This is a genomic window from Paraburkholderia xenovorans (genome assembly GCF_046030735.1).
GTDB lineage: Bacteria > Pseudomonadota > Gammaproteobacteria > Burkholderiales > Burkholderiaceae > Paraburkholderia > Paraburkholderia xenovorans_A.
In genome coordinates, this window is record NZ_JAQQBV010000011.1 from 152,961 (window position 1) to 175,912 (window position 22,952).

Here is a 22,952-nt window from a genome sequence, read left to right on the forward strand (position 1 = left end):
CGAACGCCTGACCTGGCGAAAGACGGCGGCGCTCGAAAGACGCGCCGCCACATCACGGCATCACGGTTCAGTACAAACGAAATTGCTCGCGAGATTCAGATTGCCCTTGCCGCCATAGCGCGGAAAAAGCGGATAGCGGCACAAAGGCCGCGAGCGTCCATTGGTCGCCGCGGCAATATCGGTCGCGGTCAGCGTTTCGGGCGACACACCGCGCGTGACCCAGTTGTCGAGCGCGCCCAGCAAATCCACCGACGGAATGAACACGCCGCTGCCGTGCTGGAACCCCGGCACCATGTAGAGCCGCATGAACGCATCGACCTGCTCGCTGCCGTAGCGATCGATCAGCGCCTGGTAGTAGCCGATCGTCTGGTTCGGGCTGATGACTTCGTCGGCGAGACCTTGCAGCGTGATCAGCTTGCCACCCCGTGCGATATAGCGCGTGAGATCGGGGTTCATCGCACCGATGGTCTGCGACAGCGCAACCAGTTGCGCACGGTATTTGCCCGGATGCTGCACGTCGAATTTGAGCGAATCGAACTCCGCGTCGTGCGCGACGAAGTAACGCAGATAGCCGTCGCCTTGCGCGAACAGGTAGCCGTTGGCGAAAAACGTCGGCGCCGGCAGGCGTTCGGCCTGGTGCGCGAGCCCGAGCATTCCGGTCAGATGCGTGCCCTGAAAAATGTTGTAGCCGCTATAACCCGTCACATTCCACGCGAGCTTGTACGGCAACGACAAACCGTCGCGCATCACGAGCAACGTGGCGAGTTGCGTGTCGGTCAAGCATTCGTCGTGCGCCGGCGTGTGGCCCGCGCACCGCAGCGAGGCGATGATTTCCGCTTCATGCCCGCGGCAGGCGGCCACGTCGCTGACGATGCCGTCCGCCGCGCCGTCCAGACGATCGCATACGCCGAGAATCCGTTGATACACGTGCTCGAGCAATAGCGGCGGAATATAGCCGCCCGGGGTCGCGTATTCGGCTTGCCCGAGTTTCACGCCGAGCAGACGCACGCCGGAGAAATTCAACGCGGGCGAATTGGCGATCACGCCGTCGTAGTCGTCGGGGAAACGCTGCATGACCGTGTAACCCTCGCGCCCGCCGGTCGAGCCGCCGGCGAAGTACATCCGCTGCGGCGGGCGGCCGTAGGCTCGCGCAATCAGCGCGAGCGCGGCGTCGTGGGTTTTCTTCAGATGCGCGTAGCCGAAATTCGTCACCGCTTCGTCGACGAGACCGAACACCGCGAGCGACGAATCGCCCACATGTCCGGAGTCGTCGCCGAAGGTCGCATAGCCTTGCGCGAGCGGCGCGCGATCGGGCGAGAACGGCATCACGCCGGTGCCGCTCACCACGACGCCGTTGTACCCGCCGCCGCCGATCTGCAACGCGCGGCCGTTCCAGCGGCGCGGCAGATTCAGGTCGAAGCGGATATCGGGCGTCGAGGTCTTGAGCGCCTTGATGCGGCCGGTGATGCGGCAATATTCGCCGCCTTGCTGATTGCCCGGCGCCGTGGCCTTGATCATCGCCGCGCTTTCAATCTGCACGCCGGCGCTCGGCATCGCGATCAGCTCCGGCGGCAGCACGGCGCCCGCCAACTCCGTGCAACGCATCGCGAGCGGCGCGTCTTTCGGAGCGGCCTGCGCATCCGAAGCACCCATCGACAACACGACGCCGATCACCTGCATGGCAGCGCCAGCGCAAACTAAACCACGAAGCAGCCTGCGCCGGCGCGCCGTCATCCGTAGCCCGCGCCGTTCGCGGGGGCGCCCGATTGCTGGGTCTTCCAGTCGTTCCAGCCACGCGCGATCATCAGCACCGCGCCGATTGCGACCAGATCGCCGCCGAGTCCGACCAGCACGCCGGACAAGCCATGAAACGTGTGCGGGGTAGCCGTGTCGACGACCAGCGACACCACCGTGCCCGCGACGAAACACACGAGCCCGGTTCGCCCCACCGTCACGACGGCAGGCAGTCGCGCGGCGAGCCGCGCGATGCTGCCCATGCGCACGAACTGCGCGGCGACCCACGCAATGACGAGGAAATTGATCACACGATCCACGGAGAGATTCTGTTTAAGCACGCCGGGCAAAGGTTGCGTCAGCACGAAAAGTTTGACGAAGGCAAACGCCAGCACCGCGACCACCGCCACTCGCGTGAGCCACCGCGCGGTGCGGCTCGCGTGAAAGCGCTCGCCGACAGGTTGCACGCGACACAGAATGCCGAATACGAACATCAGTTGCCATGCAAACGGATTAAAAGCCCAGTCGGCCACGTCGTCAATGCTGAATAACACGGCGAGCGGCCGCGCCAATGCCCAGATCGCGACGCTCAGGCCGAGCGCCATCCATGAAGAACGGCGCGCGAGCGGCACCGCGAACGGCACGCACAACGCGAAGATCACGTACATCGGCAGCACGCTCGACAGATACGGTTGACGCCGCAACAACGCGATATCGAAGGCCTGCCGCAACGGTTGAACCGCGAACGGCGGCCAGCCGGTCAGATCGACCATCGGCCGGTTCAGATTCAGCAGCGCGAGGAGCGCGCCGGACGCGAGCGTCAGCACCGCGGTGAACAGATACGCGCGATAGATTTCCCAGCAGCGTTTGACGAAACGCATTTTCGCAGCATGCTCGCCACGATTCGCGAGCACCGCCGTATACGCGGCGGCCGATGCGTAACCGCCGAGAAACACGAACACTTCGGCCGAATCGCACAGCGCGTACGCGTGCAACATCAGATGCGACAACGTGCTGCCCGGAATGTGATCGAGCACGATCACGATAAGCACGATACCGCGGAAGAAATCGACTTCGATAGAACGTCCGCGACGGCTTTCCATTCGGATTCTCGCAAGATGGCGCGCTGCTGACAGGCGCCGTGAAGGCGGTCCTCGACCGCTGTTCCCCGTAGGAACACCCGGAGATTAAATCGTTCCTGGCCGCTGCGTGCGCCTGGATCGCGCACGCTGACAGGCGCCCTCTAAGCACGCGAACCTCGGCAGCGATCTGAAATTCGCCTGTCGGCGAGCGGTAATACTGAGTCGCGACGCCCCCATTGCACGGCAAGTTTTGCGGCATTTAATACGCATTTTTCGACGAGCATCGGTAAGCGCTGCGGAAAAAAATCGTCGATTGCATTGCACGATTTTTTTCGCTTTTTTTCATCGTAGGATCAGCTCATGCCGCCTTCGCTTTGGACACGACCCATGAACAACAGGATTGCCGGCTTCGACGGACTGCGCGCGATCGCGGTCCTGATGGTGTTTTTTCAGCACCGGCTATTCGGCGACATTGGCGAGATCGGCCACCTCGGCGTGTGGATCTTTTTCGCGCTGAGCGGCTTTCTGATCATCGGCATTCTGTCGGCGCAACGCACGCGCATCGAACGCGACGGCAGCCGCTTCGGCGCAGAACTCAAACGCTTTCTGTTTCGCCGCACGCTGCGCATCTTTCCGATTTACTACCTGATGCTCGTCGTGATCGGCATGCTGATGGCAATTGGCCTCGCGAGTCCCGAACTCGCGAGCGGCATGCCGTATCACTTCGCGTATCTGTCGAACATCTGGATCGGCTCGGTGCTGCATTATTGGCCGGGGCGTTACTCGCATCTGTGGAGTCTCGCGATCGAGGAGCAGTTCTATCTGGTGTTCGCGCCGCTCTTGCTGTTGCTTGCGGCGCGGCGGCATCGCGCGGTGTGCGTGGCGATCGTCGCGATCGGACTCGCCGCGCTCTTCGCGATGCGCGCGGCGCACTGGCAAGAAATCACGATCTACACGCATCCGCTGACCAACTTCTGGCTGCTGGCATTGGGCGGTATCGGCGGACTGTTGATCGCCGATCGGGCGAGCCGTGTGCGCGAGTGGCTCGGTCATGGTTCGACGCTTCTGATACTGAGCGCGTGTCTCGTCGGCTTCTGCGCGACGGAACCGGGCTGGAGCGGATTAGGCAATCCACTCGCGTTCACGGTCGTGAACGCTTTATACGGCCTCTGCATTGCGGCACTCGTGTGCTCGATTGCATGCTGCCGCAGCGCACTCGTGATCGCGTTGCTGGAGACGAGTTGGCTCGCGAGCCTCGGACGCATCAGCTATGGGTTTTATCTGTACCACAACCTGATTCCCGATCTGACGAGGAATCGCCATGCAGCCGCTTTATTCGGCGGCACGGTGCCGATGTGGGCGCACGCGCTCGGAATCGTCGCATCGTTTGCGATCTCGTTGACGCTCGCGATGCTGTCCTGGCGGCTGATCGAAGCGCCGATCCTGCGTTTGAAAACGCCACGCGGCACGCCGAGCGATGCCGCGAACCGGAACACACCATCGTCGCCGGTCAGGCCGTCCGCTCGCCGGGCGCGCACGACGTCGGATGTGGCGTGACGTCTACTTACATGCTCATTACACGCCACCCAAACGCGCTCACGGTATGATTCGGCCTCACCTGGCCGGCTGCCTTCAGACCTTGCGACCCACGCGAGTACTGAACTGAACTGGCCGAACGATAAAAATAAGCCACTACCCGCGCAAAATCCGGCGCGGCGGGCTCGCGGACCTCGACCATGTTGCACTTCAATTTCGCCGACGGCATGCTCGGCTCCAGCCTGCAGGCGCTCGACCTTTTCGCATTGCTCGGCATCGTCGCCGCGCTGTTGCTCGGCGGGATGGTCAAAGGCGTGGTCAGTATCGGCGTGCCGCTCGTCGCGATGCCGATTCTGAGCCACTTCCTGCCGATCAAGCAGGCTGTATTGTTGCTGTCGATGCCGATCATTCTCGGCAACATTCCGCAAGCGCTCGAAGGCGGTCAGTTGCTGCCGACCGTCAGGCGCATTGCCGCGCCGCTGATCGGCACGGTGATCGGCAACATCGTCGGCGTGAGCCTGCTGATCTCGCTCGCGCCACACCGTGCGCAAGCCGCCGCCGGCGCATTGCTGATGGTTGCGGCGCTGCTGTTGCTGGCTTCGCCACGGCTGACGCTGTCGCCCGCGTGGGCCAAACCGGCGGGGTTCGTGCTCGGTTTCGGCGCGGCGGTGATGGAGAGCATCGCGTCGGTGCCCGGCCCATTGCTGGCGATGTATCTGATCGCCACCGGCGCGACCGGCAAGGCGTTCACGAAGCAGATCGCGATCATTCTCGTCGTGTCCATCATCACGCTGGTCGCGGCGTTCAGCGGCGGCGCACACGCCAGTTGGAGCGATCTCGCCATTTCGGCGTGCGCCAGTGTGCCGGTAATTGCAGGGATGCTGCTGGTGAGGCCGCTGCGCGACCGCTTGCCGCCCGCAACGTTCCGGGTGGTGGTGCTGGTGTTCGTCGTGGCGGCTGCCGGGCAGATGATCTGGAAGTCCGGCGTGTTGTAGCCTTCGCTCGCGGTGGTATGGCGCTTGCTGCTCTCTTCGGTACATGAATGACCGAGTCACCGAATCACCAATCCAGGGAGCCGGAATGACGACCACCACCAAGCCCGCTGCAGAGCCCGCCAGAAAGCCCGACGAAGACCCGGGCAGCCCGCCTACCGAAGTCTCGAAGCCGATCGGCGATGCAATTCCGACGCCTGTCGAACCGGGTCTCGATCAACCGCTGCCTGAAAAAAGCGAAACGCCCGAACCGGACAGCAAAGCCGCGCCGCTTTAATCGGCGGCGGCGCGTTGCGGTTGCAGTCGCGCTTGAGGTCAGATCACGCAGCAGCCGGCTCGTGAACGATCGTCAGCGCGCTCTTGTGCTCCTTGATCAAACGGTAGACGGTTTCCCCCGGCACCGTTTCGTGTTCGAGCAGTTCGTCGGCGATTGCGCGCAGCACCGGCTCATACGCTTGCAGCAAGTCAAAGCACTGCTCGTTCAGTTCCTTGAGCAGCACGTTCGCGTGTTCGATCGCGCCTTTCATCTGCAAACCCGCGTATTGCGACGGCAACGCCGCAAGACTGAACAGATCGCCATCGCTGTTGAAGCCGAACTTCGACACCATATCGAGGCTGATCCGCGACGCCTCCTGCAAATCCGACGCCGCACCGCTCGATGCTTCGGAGAACGTGAGAATTTCCGCGTTGCGTCCACCGAGCAACACTTGAATCTCGTTGCGAATCTCGGTTTCGCGATACAGGTGCTTGTCTTGCGCCTTGGTGATCAGCGCGACACCCAGCGCGCCGCCGCGCGGCAGTATCGTCACTTCTTCCAGCACACCCGTGCCGAGTATCGCGGCGACCAGACCATGCCCCGCTTCATGCACTGCGATGCGCGTGCGTTCGTCTTCGCTCAGCGCGCGCTCCGCGCCGCTCACGTCGCCGATGCGGGCGATCTTGATCGCCTCCATGAAATGCTTCGCGGCGATTTCCGTGTCGCCCGCTTTACGCGCGACGAGCCCCGCCTGATTCACCACCATCGCAACCGTTGCCGGCGAAAGACCGGTGGTCAGACGCGCGAGCTGGTCGTAATCGATATCGGCGGCTTTCGCTTTCAGCTTCTCCGCGTAGAAGCGGAAAATCTTCGCGCGGTCTTCACGGTCCGGCAAACGGACTTGCACCGTGCGATCGAAGCGGCCAGGGCGGCGCAACGCTTCGTCGAGATTATCCGGGTGATTGGTCGCCGCGACGATGATCACGCCTTCGTTCGAAGCGAAACCGTCCATCTCCGCCAGCAGTTGATTGATGATGCGATTGCTTTCCGCTTCCACCGGGCCGCCGCCGGTATCGGTGCGTTTGGCGAGCCCGTCGGCTTCGTCGATGAAGATCACCGTAGGCGCGTTCTTGCGCGCAAGTTCGAACAGATGTTTGACCTTCTGGATGCCGACGCCATAGTACTTCGCGCTGAAGTAGCTGCCAGTGATCGAGATGAAGCTCGCGCCGCATTCGCCGGCAAGCGCCTGCGCAAGACGCGTTTTGCCGACGCCCGGACCGCCGACCATCAGAATGCCGCACGGCGCGCGCACGCCCATCGACGTGAACTGCTGCGGGTCCGACAGATAGCCGCGGATGTCGGCGAGCGCCGCCTTGGCTTCGCCGGCGCCGATCACGTCGTCGAAACACAGGGCCGGCGATTTATCGAGGAGCTTCGCGCCGCCGCGCATTTCGCGGCGCATGAACCACACCATGCCGCCGATCAGGAACAGCGGCAACAACACGCTGATCGCGTCGCGCACCTCGTCGAACACCTGAACCCAGCGCGACGCGCCGGTGCGAATGTCCGCATCCGGCAGCCACACGAGTTGATAAGACGCCGCGGGGTTGGACTGCGGCTCGCCGAGCAGCAGCGCATGGGAAAACGTCGCGTTGTGGTCGGTGACGAAATACTTCGAACCGTCGCGCTTCGACACCAGAATCGCATTCGTACTGACGCCGATCGCGGCGACGTCGGCATCGCGAATATCGCGCAGCATCGCCGATGCGTCTTTCTCGTCGTGCGTCCATGCCGACGCGTCGTGACGCATCTGGCTCGCGACGCCGGTGAGCGCGGAGCTCGCCCGCGCGTCGCGCTGCTGGTAATGCCAGAAGCTCAATACGAGCACTGCGGCGATCAGCACCGCACCCACCGTCATGGCGAGACTGCGTGCGCGTCGATTTCCAAGCGAGTTCTTTCCCGGCTTCATAAAGTCACTTCCAAAAACGGGCCACACGGGGCCGCGATACTGCGTGAATCAGGTGGGGTGGTAATCGGGAGGGAGCGAGTCGTGCATGAACCTGCTTGCTGCACTGCTCCGGCGCACAGTTTATCAGCGTCAAATTCGCTGTGTATTTTGGACACCTATTATTAACCGCGCCCCATTTAAAACGGTCAAAATTGCCGTCAAATCGACTTATTTGAGTGGGTTAATAGAGACGTTAAACAACCGTGCGCGTCGCTTAAAATCAGGCCCCAAAATAAAATCGGGGCGCATGCCTCACGGCAATGCGCCCCACAATGTTATTTCGGCGGCGCGCGGACCTCTTCGTGTCGCTGCGCAGACTCACCGTTCTCTCAGGTTGTTTTTCTTTTTGCAGGCCTCTTCTTGTCGACACTGTTCCCGTATCGATCCTCTCCCGCGCTACTTCCCCCGTTGCTGCTCATACTCCACTTCATGGTGCAAGGCTGCCGATCGACTCGTCATGCCCTGTCTTCCAATCATCCGACAATAGCGCAAGTTTTTTGTCAGGCTTGACCATCCGTCTCAATTTCCGGCAATGTCCTGCGAGATAACCGTCCCGATCACCCCCCCTTCGCCGTGATCGCGTTGCCGCCCGTCCTGATCGATCCATGAACAAGTGCGCCCTACCGGAACACCTGGCCATTGCTGCCGCAGTCGCGGCGCCGGCCGAACCGCGCTCCACCATTGCGGCGAACCGTTTTAGCACGCACGGACTCGCCATCGCCGACCAATTGCTGGCCTGGCGCGATCGCGTGGGCCATGTGGTCGACGTACCGCCGTCGAAACAGCAGATCGCCGGCGGATTCCGCGGGGCGATCGACCGCTATTCGGCCGGCGGACTGATCTTCACCGACTGCCGCACCGACGCGATACCGCTCGAACGCTCGGTTGCGCGCGTGTCGACCGACTCTCGGCGCGATTACGTATTCCAGCTTTTCGTTGAAGGCGAAATCGGCCACGTGAGCGGCATGCGCAAAAAACGCAGCGCGCCAGGCTCGGTTCGAGGCATCGTCGCGTTCGATCTGAACCAGCCGTTTCGCGCGTACCGGCCTGAATGCCGGCTTCTGAGCCTGTTCGTGCCGGCGGCGATCGTCGACGACGCATTCAGCGACGGCGCGTCGATCCACGGGCGCATCCTGCCGCAAGGGGCGCCGCTCACGGGACTCGTGCAGGATCATCTGGAAGCGGTGGCGCGCGACATCCCGACACTCGACGTGGCCGCCGCGACCCAAGCCTTGAACACCGGCGCGCATTTGCTCGTCGCCGCGTTCCACCGCGATGCGCGCCTGAACGGCGCGAGCCGTGCCGCGTTGCAAGCCGCGCTGATGGGCCAGGTGCGGCGTTATGTGGAAGCGAACCTGCATCAGGCCGAGTTGACGCCCACCAGCGTCGTTCAGGCGCTGCAATTGAAGCGCGCGACGATTTATCGCTGGTTCGAGCACGAGGGTGGGCTCGGCGCCTATATCCGCAATCGGCGGCTACGGGAAGCCGCGGACGAACTGGTCCGTTTCCCCGCGATGCAGGTCACGGATATCGCTTACGGTCTCGGCTTCAAAAGCGCGTCGGATTTCACTCGCGCGTTTCGCCGCGCGTTCGACATGAGCCCGCAGGATATGCGCGCGCGAGCGCTGGATCTCAGGCAGCGCAACGCGGCGTAGCGCCGTCCGGCTCGCGTGCCGGCTCGGGAAACGCCTTGAGCGCGGCAAGCGAAAGCGTCATCGCGGCCATCAGATACCACGCGGGCATCATCGGGTCGCCGGTGCGCGCGATCAGCCACGTGACGATGAACGGCGAAAACCCGCCGAACAGCACCACGCCGAAACTGTAGATCACCGCCTGCCCTGCCGCGCGCCGATGCGGCGCAAACGCTTCCATCATCAGCACCGAACTCGCGCCGGCATTGTTGACCGCGAGCGCCACGTACCCCGTGATGATCGCAAGCGCCGCGAGATCGCCGACGCCGTGCGTCAGCGCGCGAAACGCCGGCCACGCCGCCGCAATCGAAGCCACGAGACACACGTACTGCAAAGTCTTGCGGCTCGCGAGCCGGTCGGCCGCGCGCGCGACCAGCGGCGTCACCACCAGGATCACGAGACCCGACACGCACGCGGTCAGCAAGCTGATCGCCGCCGGGCGGTGCAATGTTCTAACCAGGTAAGCGGGCATATAGAACACGGTGAGATAAATGCCCACCGAAGGCGCCGCCATCATCAGAATGCCCAGCACGACCGCGCGCGGATGTTCCGCGAACAGCAGCCGCGGACTGACCCGCGCACGCTGTGGCGGCACGCTCGCGGGCATGCGCCGCCGCAAGTACCAGCCGAGCGGGGCGATCAGGCCGCCGAACACGAACGGCACGCGCCAGCCCCAGTCGTGCAGTGCGGCCGGCGACAACAGCGCCGCGGTGGCCGCCGCCAGCGCGGCCGCGAAAGCCGCCGCGCCCTGGCTCGCGCCACGCCAGCTCACCATGAAGCAGCGCTGCCGGTAGTCGACCGCTTCCATCAACGACGCCGACGCCGGCCCAATCTCGCCGCCCGCCGCGAGCCCCTGCATCAGCCGCGCGAGCACCATCAGCACGGGCGCCGTGGGCCCGATCGACGCGTAGCCTGGCAGACACGCGATCATCCACGTGCCGAGCGTCATCAGCGCGATCGACACGGTGAGGCCGGCTCGGCGGCCGCGGCTATCGGCGATGTGGCCGATCATCACGGCGCCGAGCGGGCGCATCACGAAGCCCGCGCCGAAGGTCGCGAGCGAAAGCAACAGCGACGACGCCGGATCGTTCGAGGGAAAAAACAGATTGCCGATCGCGACCGCCGCAAAGCTGTAGACGGTGAAATCGTACGCAACGAAGCCGTTGCCGATCACGATCGCCACGACGATGCGCCGGAGTTCGGCCGGAGAGAGATCTGTCGTTCTGGCAGGGAGGGTTTGCATGGGGACGGTCGACTGATTCGTCGAGAGAGTCAGGCTGGCGGCATAAAGATGCAGATCATAGCCACTTTATTGGCTGCGGGCGCATGACTTTGCGTCACCTCTTTGCGTCGTCTCTTTGCGTTGCGCTTTATGTCGCTATGCGGCGATGCCCCGTTCGCCCCATCCGATCCGCCCGCCGCCAACGCACACGCTGCTAAACTTGCGCCACTTTCAATCGCCTACCCCAACGCGCGGCGCGTTTTACGCCAAGCGTATTTGCCACTCATGCTTCGATTCGAGAATCTCTGCAAGCGCTACAACGAGCGCGTCATTTTTGAAAATCTGCACTTCGCCACCGCCACAGGCTGCGTGGCGCTAGACGACGAATCCGGCAGCGGCAAATCCACGTTGCTCGGCATCCTGGCCGGCGAGATCGAAGCCGACGCGGGCGATGTCTGGATCGGTGGACATTCGCTGCGCAGCGCGCCGCACGATGCAAAATTCGCGCTGATGTTCGTGCCGGAAGATTGCATGACCTACCCGGAGCAGACCGGCCGTGAATTCCTGAAGCGGATTGCAGCGCAAAGAAACACGGCTGTCGACGACAGCACGCTCGAACTCGCGCAACGCTTCGGACTCGAGCCGCATCTCGACAAACGCTTCGAGCAGATGTCGTTCGGCACGCGCAAGAAGATTTTCCTGACGGCCGCCACGCTGGGCCGCATCGACGTGCTCATCGCGGACGAACCGGTCGGCGGACTCGACGCCTCAGCGCGCGCGGTTCTGGTCGACCTGTTCAGGACGTTGAGCGAGACACGTACGGTCTTTTTCTCGAGCTACGACGCGGGCTTTACTCACGCATGTGGCGCGAGAACCGTGCGCTTCGCCGACTTCGGCAAGCGGTAAGCAGTAAACGCCAGGCGCCGGCAGCAGAAACGCCGCCGGGTCCGCTAGACCCGCAAAGCCGCGGAATTCAACTCGATATGCAGAATCACGAGCCACCGCTTCGGGCAGTTTTCCGCGATCTGTAGCGTCTTTTTGTCGTCGGTCTTGATGAAACCTTTGTCGCGTGCAAAACCGAATGCGCGACGCGCATCGGATTGCAGCCATATCGTCAGCAGGCCGCACGTGACGCAGCTAAAAAGCCAGATCGTGTCATGCGGAAGCTTGGCGTCGAGCTGTTGTGCGACGTAGGTGAAGATCGTCGTGAGGACCTGGTTCGTGACGAACGCAATCGCCACGACCTTGCACATGCCTCTGAACAGCATCGCGGGTCTCGAGGCCGTCATGGTGCGAAAAAAACGCATGCCTCGACGGCCACGCTTTGATTGGTTCGTTTGAATGCCATGCGAGCTCCAGCTGATCCGGAATGCCTGTGACGAAATACCCGCCACGAACTATACGGACGCCGCTGTAAACCCGGCAAAACGATTGCCGCCAACGCTATAAAAATCGTGTGAAAACGACTCGCGCAGCGCGCGCGGCGGCGGCGCTCACGCGGCCTTTTCCTGCTCGCTCTGTTCGAGCCACAATTGACTGTCGGGAAACCAGAACGCGTCCGCACGCGGCGGCGACACGAGCTTCACCCGCAACTCCGGATTGAATATCCGCGACCACGCGGACAGATAAGACGGCGTCTTCACGAGCAGGCCGCATCTGGACAACAACAGGCTCGACACCAGCGCTTCACGCCCGATTGCCAGTCCTGGATAGCCGCTGAAATGAACCGGCGTGTTGCCGTTCGCGAGCCACTTCGCCGGCGCGACCTTCACCGGTTTGCTGAACGGCCACTCGGCGAAAAAGTCGAGAAACGCCTGCTCGTCGCTCGATACGAACAGATTCGTCAGATGCGGATTTTCGGCAAGCGTCTGTTCGACATTGCGGCAGAAGTTGCCCCAGGAAACCGGCTCGGCTTCCAGTACTTTGTCGGTGCCGCGGAAATGCGCGCCGAGTGTCGACGCGCCAATGCCGAGCCGCTCGCAATTCGCGTCGACTTCTTCGGCGATATGCGCGGCCAGCCGATAGTGCTTGAAGAACAGTTCGCTCGCATGCCGCAATTGCAACTGGCATTCATAGCGCTGACGAAAACCCAGTTGAACCAGATCGCTGACCGTCGACGTTCTCACCTTGTGAGTCGCATTGATGGCCAACGCCGAACGCACCGGCTCGAAGAACACGGAGAACCAGTCGAGCGTGCCGTGCGGATCGCCGTACAGGCCGCCGCGCGCGCTGATGCACGGCGTCAGGCACTTCTCGTCGCAGTACATCAGAATGAACAGAACCATCTGCATCACCGAGAAGAACCCGGAGTTCTCCCGAATCTCGATCGCGAATATGCCGCGATTCAAACGCTGGGTCGCATGCAACGAAATCCGGCGCGGCGTGGCGATGGAATGCTTGAACCGTTCGCTGCGGCGCAGCCGCTTGGCGCGGTCGACGACCCTTCCTAGCATCCCGCCTCCTGATTCACCAGGTACTGTTCAAAGTGCGTTCAAAGTGCGTTCGAAATACGTTCGCGATACTCCGGACACCGTTCGCTCTTTTCGCGACTCCTCCGTCGACAGCCGAGAATAGCATTCGGCCCGCATTTTTCGAGTAGAAGCGGCCTGCCTACGTGAGCTACCGCACAAACGATCGGTAAGCCTTTCCTCAGTGAGTGGCGAGTTGAGTTGAGATGCTTGACCTTCCCCCAATGGGAAGGTCGAGACTAAAAGTCTGACTATTCTTCACTGGAGGCAGCAAATGGAATTCCATATTCCCGACATGTCCTGCGGCGGCTGCGCGAACGCAATTGCGCGCGCGGTCGGCGCGCTCGACCCCACCGCGAAGGTCGATGCGGACGTTCCCGTTAAAATCGTGACGATCACGTCGGACTTGCCGTCGTCACAGCTCATCGAAGCGATCGAAGCAGCGGGCTTTCATCCGTCGCCGCGAGGCTGAGCGGGCCAGCAGGCAGCGCGAGTCCGGCTTCGCGCTTGCCCGGAACACAACCTTCCACCAACGGAAAGACCTTATGAAAAAACTTCGCGCAGTGCGTGTCTTTTGTCTCTTCAGCAGCTTTGCGATGGTCCTCGCGGCAGCGCCTGTCCACGCGCAGCAGCACGCGTCGATGCCCGGCATGGACATGTCGTCGTCCGCCGATGCGGGCGCCGGCGATGCGACGCAGGCATTCAAGGACGCGGATGAAAAAATGATGAAGGACATGGCCGCGTCGTACACCGGCGACGCCGACAAGGATTTCGTCGCGCACATGATTCCGCATCATCAAGGCGCGGTCGCGATGGCGCAGGTCGAGTTGAAGTACGGCAAGGATCCGGAGTTGAAGCGGCTCGCCCGCAACATCATCAAGGCGCAGCATGACGAAATCGCCTTCATGCAGCGCTGGCAGGCGAAACACGGCGTGAAGTAATCGCGGAGAGCGCGACGCTCCCCGACCTCGGCTCACTGTTCGAATAGACAGGCGAGCCGAGGCAGCCGAAAGATTTTCTTGTGCTTCGAGCAAGATATCGTCGATGGTCGATGGGTGGCCGGCGGGACATACTGCGTCCTCGGCTTACCGCGGGCTCTAAAGGCGAGCGGCAGCCCGCACGAGCCCAGTCCGGAAAATCGACCACCGATAACAATCGAAGGATCCCACCCATGAATCTGAGAGCCATGAGCATGACGGCGATGACGGTTTTCGCCTGCATAATCGCGTCCGCCGCTCACGCGGAAGACGACCAGCAAGGCCGCATCGCGAGCATCGTGAACAGCACCGTCGAACCGCTGATGGCGGCCAACGGGATTCGCGGGATGGCGGTCGGCGTCATCGTCGGAGACCGGCACTATGTATTCGACTATGGCGTGGCCTCGACGCAAACGCGGCAACCGGTAACGCGCGACACGTTGTTCGAACTCGGCTCCGTCAGCAAGACATTGACCGCGACGCTGGTGTCGTATGCGCAGGTGAACGGCGATCTGTCCTTGTCGGATCGCACGGACAAGTTTCTGCCGGAGCTGAAGGGCAGTCCGTTCGGCAAAGTGAGTCTGCTCAATCTCGGCACGCATACGCCTGGCGGCCTGCCCTTGCAGGTGCCCGACAACGTCCACGACAACGATCAGTTGCTGCAGTACTTCAACGCATGGCAGCCGGCGTACGCGCCCGGCACTTACCGCACGTATGCCAATCCCGGCATCGGCGCGCTGGGTCTGATCGCAGCGAAGAGCATGGGCCGCGACTTCGACGCGCTGATGCAACAGCAACTGTTTCCCGCGCTCGGGATGAAGAGCACGTACATTCACGTGCCCGCCGCGAAGTTGCGCGACTACGCGCAAGGCTATACGAAAGACGGCGCGCCGATCAGGGTGGCGCCCGGTGTGTTGTCCTCCGAAGCCTACGGCGTGAAGACGAACGCCGCGGACATGATCCGCTTCGTGGAAGCCAACATGAACCTGGTTCAGACGAACCCGACGCTGCAACGCGCGATTATGGCTACCCACACGGGCTACTTCCAGGCCGGGCCGATGACCCAGGACCTGATCTGGGAGCAATACCCGTATCCGGTCGCGTTGAAGTCGCTGCTCGACGGCAACTCGCCGGCAATGATCGTCAACGCGACGCCGGTGACCGAAATCAAACCGCCGCAAGCGCCGCGCGACGACGTGTGGATCAACAAGACCGGCTCGACCAACGGCTTCGGCTCCTACATCGCGTTCATTCCGCAAAAGCGGCTGGGCATCGTGATCCTCGCGAACAGGAACTTCCCGAACGACGCCCGCGTGAACGCCGCGTACCGGATTCTCACCGCGCTGGAAAACGGCACGCAGTGAAACGACCTCAGCGCGTAATCGTCACCTTCCGGATCCGCGACACCGAGAGGCCATCCTTATCGATTTCGAAAAGGCTGACCGAGATGCCATAGTCGTAAAGGTAGGCCTCGCGGTTCTGATACGTGACGCCGTTATCGTTGACCGATTTGCAGTTCACGTCGACGGCGTCGCCGGTGAAGTCCTTGAAGACCTGCGAAGCAGGATATTTACCGAGCGACTCGCATTGCGCATCGTGCACGCCTTGCGCGACCGGTTGCAGTCGCGGCGACAGATACACGCGGTTCGGCTGCGGAATCACGCCGCCGTCGTCCAGCATGCGATACGTCGAAGGCGCCAGAAGTTTGGGCGCGGCGTAAGCTTCGCCGCCGCTGATCCGTTGCCCGCGAATCGACTTGTAGCCGTATTCCGTCGAAAAATAGCCGAAGCTGGGTTTCTCCGGATGACCCAGGGTGAAGCGGTTGACGAGGCCGGTATCACTCAGGTTCCAATACGTTTCCTCGTACGGCGTGCGCTTCTCCTCGGCGGTCGAATTCTCCCAGTCGCCTTCGATCACGATCTTCGTATAGCCGAGCGGACGCGAGCCGGGCGCAGGCAGGTGTTGCTGCATATCGGCGGGCAACCTGTTGAGGTCGAAGTGCGACGCAACGAACGCATCGGGGGTCCGCAGCACGTGCGTAAACACGGTGCCGGCCCACGGCGAGGACAGCAGGTCCCACGTGACGATGCGCCGCGTCGGGTCCGGCGCGTCCTGCAACGTCCGGAACGTCGTGAGCATCTGTTTGCACGATTGGTCATGCGACTTGCCGGGCGCATCCGTATCCGAAGGCGGGTCCGTATCGAGGTGCTCACGCTTCAGCGCGGCTTCGGTGCGCGCCTCGATATCCGAGCCGGCCTCCAATAGCTGGTCGATGGAATACGACTCCGGCTCGCTGTGCGCGTGTGCCGTGGTCTGGATGAAGACATCGAACGTCTTCATCATGTCGTCGAGCTGCTTCGCGGATAACTGCTTCAGCAGCTTGTCATCGCCTTTGCGCGACGTGAAAAGCGCCTCGCACTCCGATGGCGTCAAGGTCGACGCGAAACCGGTGATCAGGCGAATCACCTTGAGGCGGTCTTCCGGTCCGAGTCTCGCACCGCCGGAATACGTGGGCGTGTCGCCGGACGCTTTCAGGTCGAGGCCGCCGTTCTGATAAAGCATCGCGCGCCAGTCGGGATCGGCCACGCTATGTTCGAACCAGCGTCCGGCGATCTGTCCTTTCTCGCTGTCTGGATCGAGGCCCATCCCCGCGACGGCCTTCGCGATCACCTCGGGCGGCAGCGTCGTCGGCATCGGCGGCCTCGGCACGTCGGCCTGCGCGGCATCGGTGCGATGCTGCACCGAAGGCGCTTCGGCGGCGTGTAGATCGGATAACGCAATCAGACCCAGCAGAGCCGCCGCGCACAAGGAAAGCTTCATTGAATTTTCTCGTCAACAGGTCACCGTCGTTAACGACAGCGCGCCCGCTAACTTGAGAGAAGCGTTCCGCGCTGCTCAACCCGCCTTGACGACGTCGATACGCAACGCTTCTCCGCCGGCCACGATCGCGAGCAGGCGATCGACGTTCGGATGCGCGCCCGGACGGTTGCGCGCGTCGGCCGTGTGTTCGGCGAACACCGCGAGGCCATGCCCGGCTGCGGCCGCGTTCAACGTGCCGAAAGCCTGCTGAAGATAGTGGTACACCGCGACCGAGCCCTGCTTGCCCGGCTTGTTCTCGATGCTGGCCGTCACCGCGCCGTGGCCGTCGAGCAGATCGATACGATCGATGCCGTCGATGCCCGGCAGTTGCGCGAGGTTGTCCTTGAATACGTTGGTCGGTTGAATCACTGCACACGCTCCTTCTGTTCGGAAACCGGATACCGGAAATGGGAAATGCCCTGGCGGGCCGTATCTTATCCGATGGAGAGTCGAGTGCCGGCCCGCAAGGCCGGCTCTTGCCTACCCCGCCCGGCGCAACTGGAATCGCCCGGCGGCGGCTTTCAGCAACATCGTCTGTTCGTCGAGTGACGCGGCCGCGGCAGCGGCCTGCTCGACCAGTGCGGCGTTCTGCTGCGACACCTCGTCCATCTGCGACACCGCGCGATTGACTTCCTCGATGCCGTCGCTCTGCTCGGCGGATGCGGTGGCGATCTCGCCCATGATCGCGGTGACGCGATGCACGGCGGAGCGCACCTCGCCGATCGTCGCGCCGGCCTCGCCGACCAGACGCGAACCGTGCGCCACCCGCGTCGACGACAGATCGATCAGCTCCTTGATTTCCTTCGCGGCAAGCGCGGAGCGTTGCGCAAGCGTGCGCACTTCGCCGGCCACCACCGCGAAACCGCGCCCTTCCTCACCGGCGCGGGCGGCTTCCACCGCGGCGTTGAGCGCGAGAATATTGGTCTGGAACGCAATGCCCTCGATCACGCCGATGATCTCGCCCATCTTCTTCGCACTTTCCTCGATCTGACCCATCGTCTCGACCACCCGGTCGACCACGTCGGCACCCTTTGCCGCGACCTGATTCGTCGATTCGGCCAGCGCCTGGCCCTGGCGTGCATGCTCGGCGTTCTGGGTTACCGCGCTCGTCAGTTGTTCCATGCTGGCCGCGGTTTCTTCCACCGACGCCGCCTGCTGTTCAGTGCGTTGCGACAGATCGGTATTGCCGGCGGAGATCTGATGCGTCGCGGCCGCGATCGAGTCGGTGCCGCGCGCGATCTGCTCGACCATCGAAGCGATGCCGTCCTGCATGGTCGCGACGCTGCCCATCAACTGGCCCATCTCGTCGTTCGAGTCGAGCGTCAATTGCTTCGTCATGTCGCCCTGAGCGATGCGCTCGAAGTGCTGCAAGGTCAGATTGAGTGGACGCGTGATCGCGCGCAACAGATTGAAACCGCTGACGACACACGCCAGCAGCCCCAGCACGATCGCGCCGAGCGTGAAGGCCAGCAGCAGTTGATAGCGGCTCTGCGCGGCCTCATAGCGCGCGGCGCCCTGCCCGGTGCGGAATTTGTCCAGCGTGGCGGATTTCTGCGTGAGCGCGGCGGCGAGCGGCGGCACCGTGACCATCGCGAGCTTGTCGGCGGCGGCGTGGTCGCCCTTTCTCATCGCGGCGACCATGGGGTCGATCGCGTCGCGCAGCAGCGCCGCGCGGGCGTCGGCGACGTCTTTCGACAGCTCGGCCTCGCGATCCGACGACGGCAGCGCCTGATACGCGGCCCAGGCCGAATTCGACACGTCGAGGTAATTCAGCGCCTTGTCGATCAGCGCGGCGGAGCCGTCCGCCTCGGGATGTATCAGAATGCGGTCGAGCGTCGTTCGCACGACCGTCAGGTTCAGATTGGAGCGGCCGAGCGCTGTCGCGGCGGCGACGTCGTTCATGTACGCGTTCTGTACCGCCGCATTCGACGCGCGCATCCCGGCGATGCCGAGCACTCCGGTTACGATCAACAGAACGCCGAGCAGCGCGAGCGTGGCCAGCAGGCGAAGTTTGATGGTCAGCTTGACGCGCATGGGAATTCACTCTCGGTAATCGTTCAGAACGGTTATCGGCAAGCGCGGCCAATAACTTGAAACGATTCCGGATAGCCGGCGGCGAACATCATCGGTTTCGCCGCCGGCAGCACGCGTTGCGTCACGCTAGCGCAACGCCAGTGCCACGCTAGCGCCATGTTGTTGCCACACCAGTGCCACATTAACCCGGCACGCGTACCCATCCTTCCATCAACACGCGCGCGCTACGGCTCATGATCGCCTTGGTGACGCTCCACTCGCCGCCTTCCTCGCGCGCCTCGGCGCCCACCCGCAACGTGCCCGACGGATGACCGAAACGCACCGCTTCACGCGGACCGCCGCCCGCGGCGAGATTCACCAGCGTGCCCGAAATCGCGGCCGCCGTGCCGATCGCGACCGCAGCCGTGCCCATCATCGCGTGATGCAGCTTGCCCATCGACATCGCCCGCACCAGCAGATCGACGTCGCCCGCGCCGATCGCTTTGCCGCTCGACGCGACGTAATTGGCGGGCTTCGCGACGAACGCCACCTTCGGCGTGTGCTGGCGCGTCGCGATTTCGTCGAGGGACTTGATCAAGCCCATGCGCAACGCGCCGTGCGCGCGAATCGTCTCGAACGTCGCGAGCGCCTTTTCGTCGCTATTGATCGCGTCCTGCAACTCGGTGCCGGTGTAGCCGATCGCCTCCGCATTCACGAAAATGGTCGGAATGCCCGCGTTGATCATCGTCGCTTTCAGCGTGCCGACACCGGGTACGTCGAGGTCGTCGACGAGATTGCCGGTCGGGAACATCGCGCCGCCTGCGCCCTCTTCTTCGGCGGCCGGGTTCATGAACTCCAACTGCACCTCCGCCGCGGGGAACGTCACGCCGTCCAGTTCGAAGTCGCCGGTTTCCTGCACCGCGCCGCCGGTGATCGGCACGTGCGCGATGATCGTCTTGCCGATATTGGCCTGCCAGATGCGCACGATCGCCACACCGTCGCGCGGAATCCGGCTCGGGTCGACGAAGCCCGCGCCGATCGAGAACGGACCGACCGCCGCGGAAAGATTGCCGCAGTTGCCGCTCCAGTCGACGAACGGCTTGTCGATCGACACCTGCCCGAACAGATAGTCGACGTCGTGATCGGGCCGGCTGCTCTTCGCGATGATCACCGTCTTGCTGGTGCTCGACGTCGCGCCGCCCATCCCGTCGATCTGCTTGCCGTACGGATCGGGGCTGCCGATCACGCGCAGCAGCAATGCATCGCGTGCGGCACCGGGCACTTGCGCCGCTTCGGGCAAATCCTGCAAACGGAAGAACACGCCCTTGCTGGTGCCGCCGCGCATGTAGGTCGCCGGAATCTTGATCTGAGGTTGATGAGCCATGAATTCGTGTCCTGATGAAGAGGGGCGGCATGGTTCGTCGTGCGAGACGCCATGCCGCCGCAAGGCATGTTTCGAGCTTACGGTTCAAGCCGCCGCGTGGGTCGATTCGAGGAAGTCCTGCGCGAAGCGTTGCAGCACGCCGCCCGCTTCGTAAATCGACACTTCTTCGGCGGTGTCGAGCCGGCACGTGACCGGCACGTCCACGCGCTCGCCGTTCTTGCGGTGAATCACCAGCGTAAGGTCGGCGCGCGGCTTGCGCTCGCCGATCACGTCGAACGTCTCGGTGCCGTCGATGCCGAGCGTCAGACGATTCACGCCAGGCTTGAACTCGAGCGGCAGCACGCCCATCCCGACGAGATTGGTGCGGTGAATCCGTTCGAAGCCTTCCGCGACGATCGCTTCCGCGCCCGCGAGCCGCACGCCCTTCGCCGCCCAGTCGCGCGACGAACCCTGGCCGTAGTCGGCGCCGGCAATCACGATCAGCGGTTGCTTGCGCTCCATGTAGGTTTCGATCGCCTCCCACATACGCGTGACCTTGCCTTCCGGTTCGATGCGCGCGAGCGATCCGGCTTTCACCTTGCCGTCTTCCAGCACCATTTCGTTCTTCAGCGTCGGGTTCGCGAAGGTGGCGCGCTGCGCGGTCAAATGATCGCCGCGATGGGTCGCGTACGAGTTGAAGTCCTCTTCCGGCAGCCCCATTTTTGCGAGGTATTCGCCGGACGCGCTGTCCGCGAGAATCGCATTCGACGGCGACAGGTGATCGGTCGTGATGTTGTCGCCGAGCACGGCGAGCGGCCGCATCCCCTGCAACGTACGCGCGCCGGCAAGCGCGCCTTCCCAATACGGCGGGCGGCGGATATACGTGCTCATCGGACGCCAGTCGTACAGCGGGTCCGCCTGCTCGCCGGTATCGACGGTGACCGCGAACATCGGCTCGTACACCTTGCGGAATTGCTCGGGCTTCACGCTGGACGCGACGATCGCGTCGATCTCCGCATCCGACGGCCAGATGTCCTTCAGCCTGACCGCGTTGCCGTTCGCATCGGTGCCGAGCACGTCTTTCTCGATGTCGAAGCGGATCGTGCCCGCAATCGCATACGCAACCACCAGCGGCGGCGACGCCAGAAACGCCTGCTTCGCGTACGGATGAATCCGGCCGTCGAAGTTGCGGTTGCCGGACAGCACGGCGGTCGCATACAGATCGCGTTCGACGATTTCCTTCTGGATCACCGGATCGAGCGCACCCGACATGCCGTTGCACGACGTGCACGCATACGCGACCACGCCGAAGCCCAATTGCTCCAGCTCAGGCAGCAAGCCGGCTTCTTCCAGATACAGCGTGACCGCTTTCGAGCCCGGCGCGAGCGAGGTCTTCGCCCACGGCTTGCGCGTGAGTCCGAGCCGGTTCGCGTTGCGCGCAAGCAGCCCGGCCGCGATCATGTTGCGCGGGTTGTTGGTGTTCGTGCAGCTCGTGATCGCGGCAATGATCACCGCGCCGTCCGGCATCAGGCCCGGCTCGTTCTCGACCTTGCCGCTGATCCCGCGCGCAGCCAGGTCGGACACCGGCAATCGCCGATGCGGATTGGACGGACCCGCAAGCGTGCGCACCACGCTCGACAGATCGAAGCTCAGCACGCGTTCGTATTCGGCGTGCTTCAGCGTATCGGCCCACAGGCCGGTTTCCTTCGCATAGGTTTCGACAAGCTTGACGAGTTCGTCGTCGCGGCCAGTGAGCTTCAGATACTTGATCGTCTGTTCGTCGATGTAGAACATCGCTGCGGTCGCGCCGAATTCGGGCGCCATGTTCGCAATGGTCGCGCGGTCGCCGAGCGTGAGATTGGCCGTGCCCGCGCCGTAAAACTCGAGGTACGCGCCGACCACTTTTTCCTTGCGCAGGAATTCGGTCAGCGACAGCACGACGTCGGTCGCGGTAATGCCCTCGGCCGGCTTGCCCGTGAGCTCCACGCCGACGATGTCCGGCAGCCGCATATACGACGCACGGCCGAGCATCACGCTTTCCGCTTCGAGGCCGCCTACGCCGATCGCGATCACGCCGAGCGCGTCCACCATCGGCGTGTGCGAATCGGTGCCGACCAGCGTATCGGGAAACGCAACGCCGTCTTTCACCTGCACGACCGGACTCATCCGTTCGAGATTGATCTGATGCAGGATGCCGTTGCCCGGCGGAATCACGTCGACGTTCCTGAACGCGCGTTTGGTCCAGTTGATGAAATCGAAGCGGTCTTCGTTGCGGCGATCTTCGATTGCGCGGTTCTTCGCGAACGCATCCGGATCGAAACCGCCGCATTCCACCGCGAGCGAATGATCTACCACGAGTTGCGTGGGCACGACCGGATTCACCAGCGCCGGGTCGCCGCCTTGCGCGGCGATCGCGTCGCGCAGGCCGGCGAGATCGACCAGCGCCGTCTGGCCGAGGATGTCGTGACACACGACGCGTGCCGGGAACCACGGAAAATCCAGCTCGCGTTTGCGTTCGACGATCTGCGTGAGCGACGCCGTCAACGTGGCCGGATCGCAGCGGCGCACGAGATTTTCCGCGAGCACGCGCGACGTGTACGGCAGCTTGTCGTAGGCGCCGGTTTCGATTGCGTCGACGGCGGCACGCGTGTCGAAGAAATCCAGTTGGGTGCCGGGAAGGCGTTTGCGGTTGGCAGTATTCATGGCTTGGGGGACGCAATAATAATGATTCGGGGACCGTCGCGGCGGCCG

Annotated in this window: 19 protein-coding genes; 8 read left to right on the top strand and 11 right to left on the bottom strand. The window is 63.2% G+C overall.

Going from position 1 to position 22,952, the window contains the following annotated elements:
- Positions 1-60: 60 nt before the first annotated feature.
- Both PQQ51_RS13275 and PQQ51_RS13280 read right to left on the bottom strand, forming a co-directional pair.
- Positions 61-1,680, bottom strand: a complete 1,620-nt coding sequence (locus tag PQQ51_RS13275) for a tannase/feruloyl esterase family alpha/beta hydrolase (RefSeq protein ID WP_408497238.1) — start codon at positions 1,678-1,680, stop codon at positions 61-63.
- Positions 1,681-1,730: 50 nt separating this feature from the next.
- The gene (locus PQQ51_RS13280) at positions 1,731-2,837 is read right to left on the bottom strand and encodes an OpgC domain-containing protein (protein WP_408497239.1); all 1,107 of its coding nucleotides are present in this window, start codon (positions 2,835-2,837) and stop codon (positions 1,731-1,733) included.
- A gap of 366 nt (positions 2,838-3,203) precedes the next feature.
- Here PQQ51_RS13280 and PQQ51_RS13285 point away from each other — a divergent pair, with 366 nt between their 5' ends.
- The 3 genes from PQQ51_RS13285 (at position 3,204) to PQQ51_RS13295 (ending at position 5,621) form a co-directional block, all read left to right on the top strand.
- Positions 3,204-4,373, top strand: coding sequence for an acyltransferase family protein (locus PQQ51_RS13285; RefSeq protein ID WP_408497240.1), 1,170 nt, complete (start codon positions 3,204-3,206; stop codon positions 4,371-4,373).
- A gap of 179 nt (positions 4,374-4,552) precedes the next feature.
- Complete coding sequence (locus PQQ51_RS13290; RefSeq protein ID WP_408497241.1) at positions 4,553-5,347, top strand: TSUP family transporter; 795 nt, start codon at positions 4,553-4,555, stop codon at positions 5,345-5,347.
- Between the two features lie 85 nt (positions 5,348-5,432).
- Positions 5,433-5,621, top strand: coding sequence for a hypothetical protein (locus PQQ51_RS13295; RefSeq protein WP_408497242.1), 189 nt, complete (start codon positions 5,433-5,435; stop codon positions 5,619-5,621).
- Between the two features lie 43 nt (positions 5,622-5,664).
- Here PQQ51_RS13295 and PQQ51_RS13300 read toward each other — a convergent pair whose 3' ends face one another.
- Positions 5,665-7,569: an AAA family ATPase gene (locus tag PQQ51_RS13300; protein ID WP_408497243.1), complete on the bottom strand. Its 1,905-nt coding sequence runs from the start codon at positions 7,567-7,569 to the stop codon at positions 5,665-5,667.
- A gap of 644 nt (positions 7,570-8,213) precedes the next feature.
- Between PQQ51_RS13300 and PQQ51_RS13305 the strand changes: the two genes are divergently transcribed.
- A complete protein-coding gene (locus tag PQQ51_RS13305; RefSeq protein ID WP_408497244.1) occupies positions 8,214-9,263 on the top strand; it encodes a helix-turn-helix domain-containing protein in 1,050 nt (349 codons plus the stop codon).
- Here PQQ51_RS13305 and PQQ51_RS13310 read toward each other — a convergent pair.
- Entirely contained in the window at positions 9,241-10,542 is a 1,302-nt protein-coding gene (locus PQQ51_RS13310) for an MFS transporter (protein ID WP_408497245.1), read from the bottom strand. The genes PQQ51_RS13305 and PQQ51_RS13310 overlap by 23 nt on opposite strands.
- A gap of 264 nt (positions 10,543-10,806) precedes the next feature.
- On the opposite strand from PQQ51_RS13310, the gene PQQ51_RS13315 reads away from it, so the two are divergent.
- On the top strand, positions 10,807-11,427 hold the full coding sequence (locus PQQ51_RS13315) for an ABC transporter ATP-binding protein (RefSeq protein ID WP_408497246.1): 621 nt from the start codon (positions 10,807-10,809) through the stop codon (positions 11,425-11,427).
- A 44-nt stretch (positions 11,428-11,471) separates the two neighbouring features.
- Here the strand turns inward: PQQ51_RS13315 and PQQ51_RS13320 are convergent, their stop codons facing one another.
- Positions 11,472-11,789 carry a hypothetical protein gene (locus PQQ51_RS13320; protein ID WP_408497247.1) on the bottom strand — a complete coding sequence of 106 codons (318 nt, stop codon included), beginning with the start codon at positions 11,787-11,789 and terminating at the stop codon, positions 11,472-11,474.
- A 225-nt stretch (positions 11,790-12,014) separates the two neighbouring features.
- Complete coding sequence (locus PQQ51_RS13325) at positions 12,015-12,974, bottom strand: O-fucosyltransferase family protein (RefSeq protein WP_408497248.1); 960 nt, start codon at positions 12,972-12,974, stop codon at positions 12,015-12,017.
- 289 nt (positions 12,975-13,263) lie between these two features.
- On the opposite strand from PQQ51_RS13325, the gene PQQ51_RS13330 reads away from it, so the two are divergent.
- From PQQ51_RS13330 to ampC, 3 genes are all read left to right on the top strand, one after another.
- A complete protein-coding gene (locus PQQ51_RS13330) occupies positions 13,264-13,461 on the top strand; it encodes a heavy-metal-associated domain-containing protein (protein WP_408497249.1) in 198 nt (65 codons plus the stop codon).
- A gap of 73 nt (positions 13,462-13,534) precedes the next feature.
- On the top strand, positions 13,535-13,930 hold the full coding sequence (copM, locus tag PQQ51_RS13335) for a CopM family metallochaperone (RefSeq protein ID WP_408497250.1): 396 nt from the start codon (positions 13,535-13,537) through the stop codon (positions 13,928-13,930).
- 230 nt (positions 13,931-14,160) lie between these two features.
- Positions 14,161-15,330, top strand: coding sequence for a class C beta-lactamase (gene ampC / locus PQQ51_RS13340; protein WP_408497251.1), 1,170 nt, complete (start codon positions 14,161-14,163; stop codon positions 15,328-15,330).
- A 7-nt stretch (positions 15,331-15,337) separates the two neighbouring features.
- Here ampC and PQQ51_RS13345 read toward each other — a convergent pair whose 3' ends face one another.
- From PQQ51_RS13345 to acnD, 5 genes are all read right to left on the bottom strand, one after another.
- Positions 15,338-16,786, bottom strand: coding sequence for a hypothetical protein (locus tag PQQ51_RS13345; protein WP_408497252.1), 1,449 nt, complete (start codon positions 16,784-16,786; stop codon positions 15,338-15,340).
- A 75-nt stretch (positions 16,787-16,861) separates the two neighbouring features.
- On the bottom strand, positions 16,862-17,194 hold the full coding sequence (locus PQQ51_RS13350; RefSeq protein ID WP_408497253.1) for a DUF2322 family protein: 333 nt from the start codon (positions 17,192-17,194) through the stop codon (positions 16,862-16,864).
- 111 nt (positions 17,195-17,305) lie between these two features.
- Positions 17,306-18,859 (bottom strand): methyl-accepting chemotaxis protein, encoded by a 1,554-nt coding sequence (locus PQQ51_RS13355; RefSeq protein ID WP_408497254.1) that lies wholly within the window; start codon positions 18,857-18,859, stop codon positions 17,306-17,308.
- 181 nt (positions 18,860-19,040) lie between these two features.
- A complete protein-coding gene (gene prpF, locus PQQ51_RS13360; RefSeq protein ID WP_408497255.1) occupies positions 19,041-20,222 on the bottom strand; it encodes a 2-methylaconitate cis-trans isomerase PrpF in 1,182 nt (393 codons plus the stop codon).
- Positions 20,223-20,306: 84 nt separating this feature from the next.
- Positions 20,307-22,904 (bottom strand): Fe/S-dependent 2-methylisocitrate dehydratase AcnD, encoded by a 2,598-nt coding sequence (acnD, locus tag PQQ51_RS13365; protein WP_408497256.1) that lies wholly within the window; start codon positions 22,902-22,904, stop codon positions 20,307-20,309.
- Between the last annotated feature and the right edge of the window lie 48 nt (positions 22,905-22,952).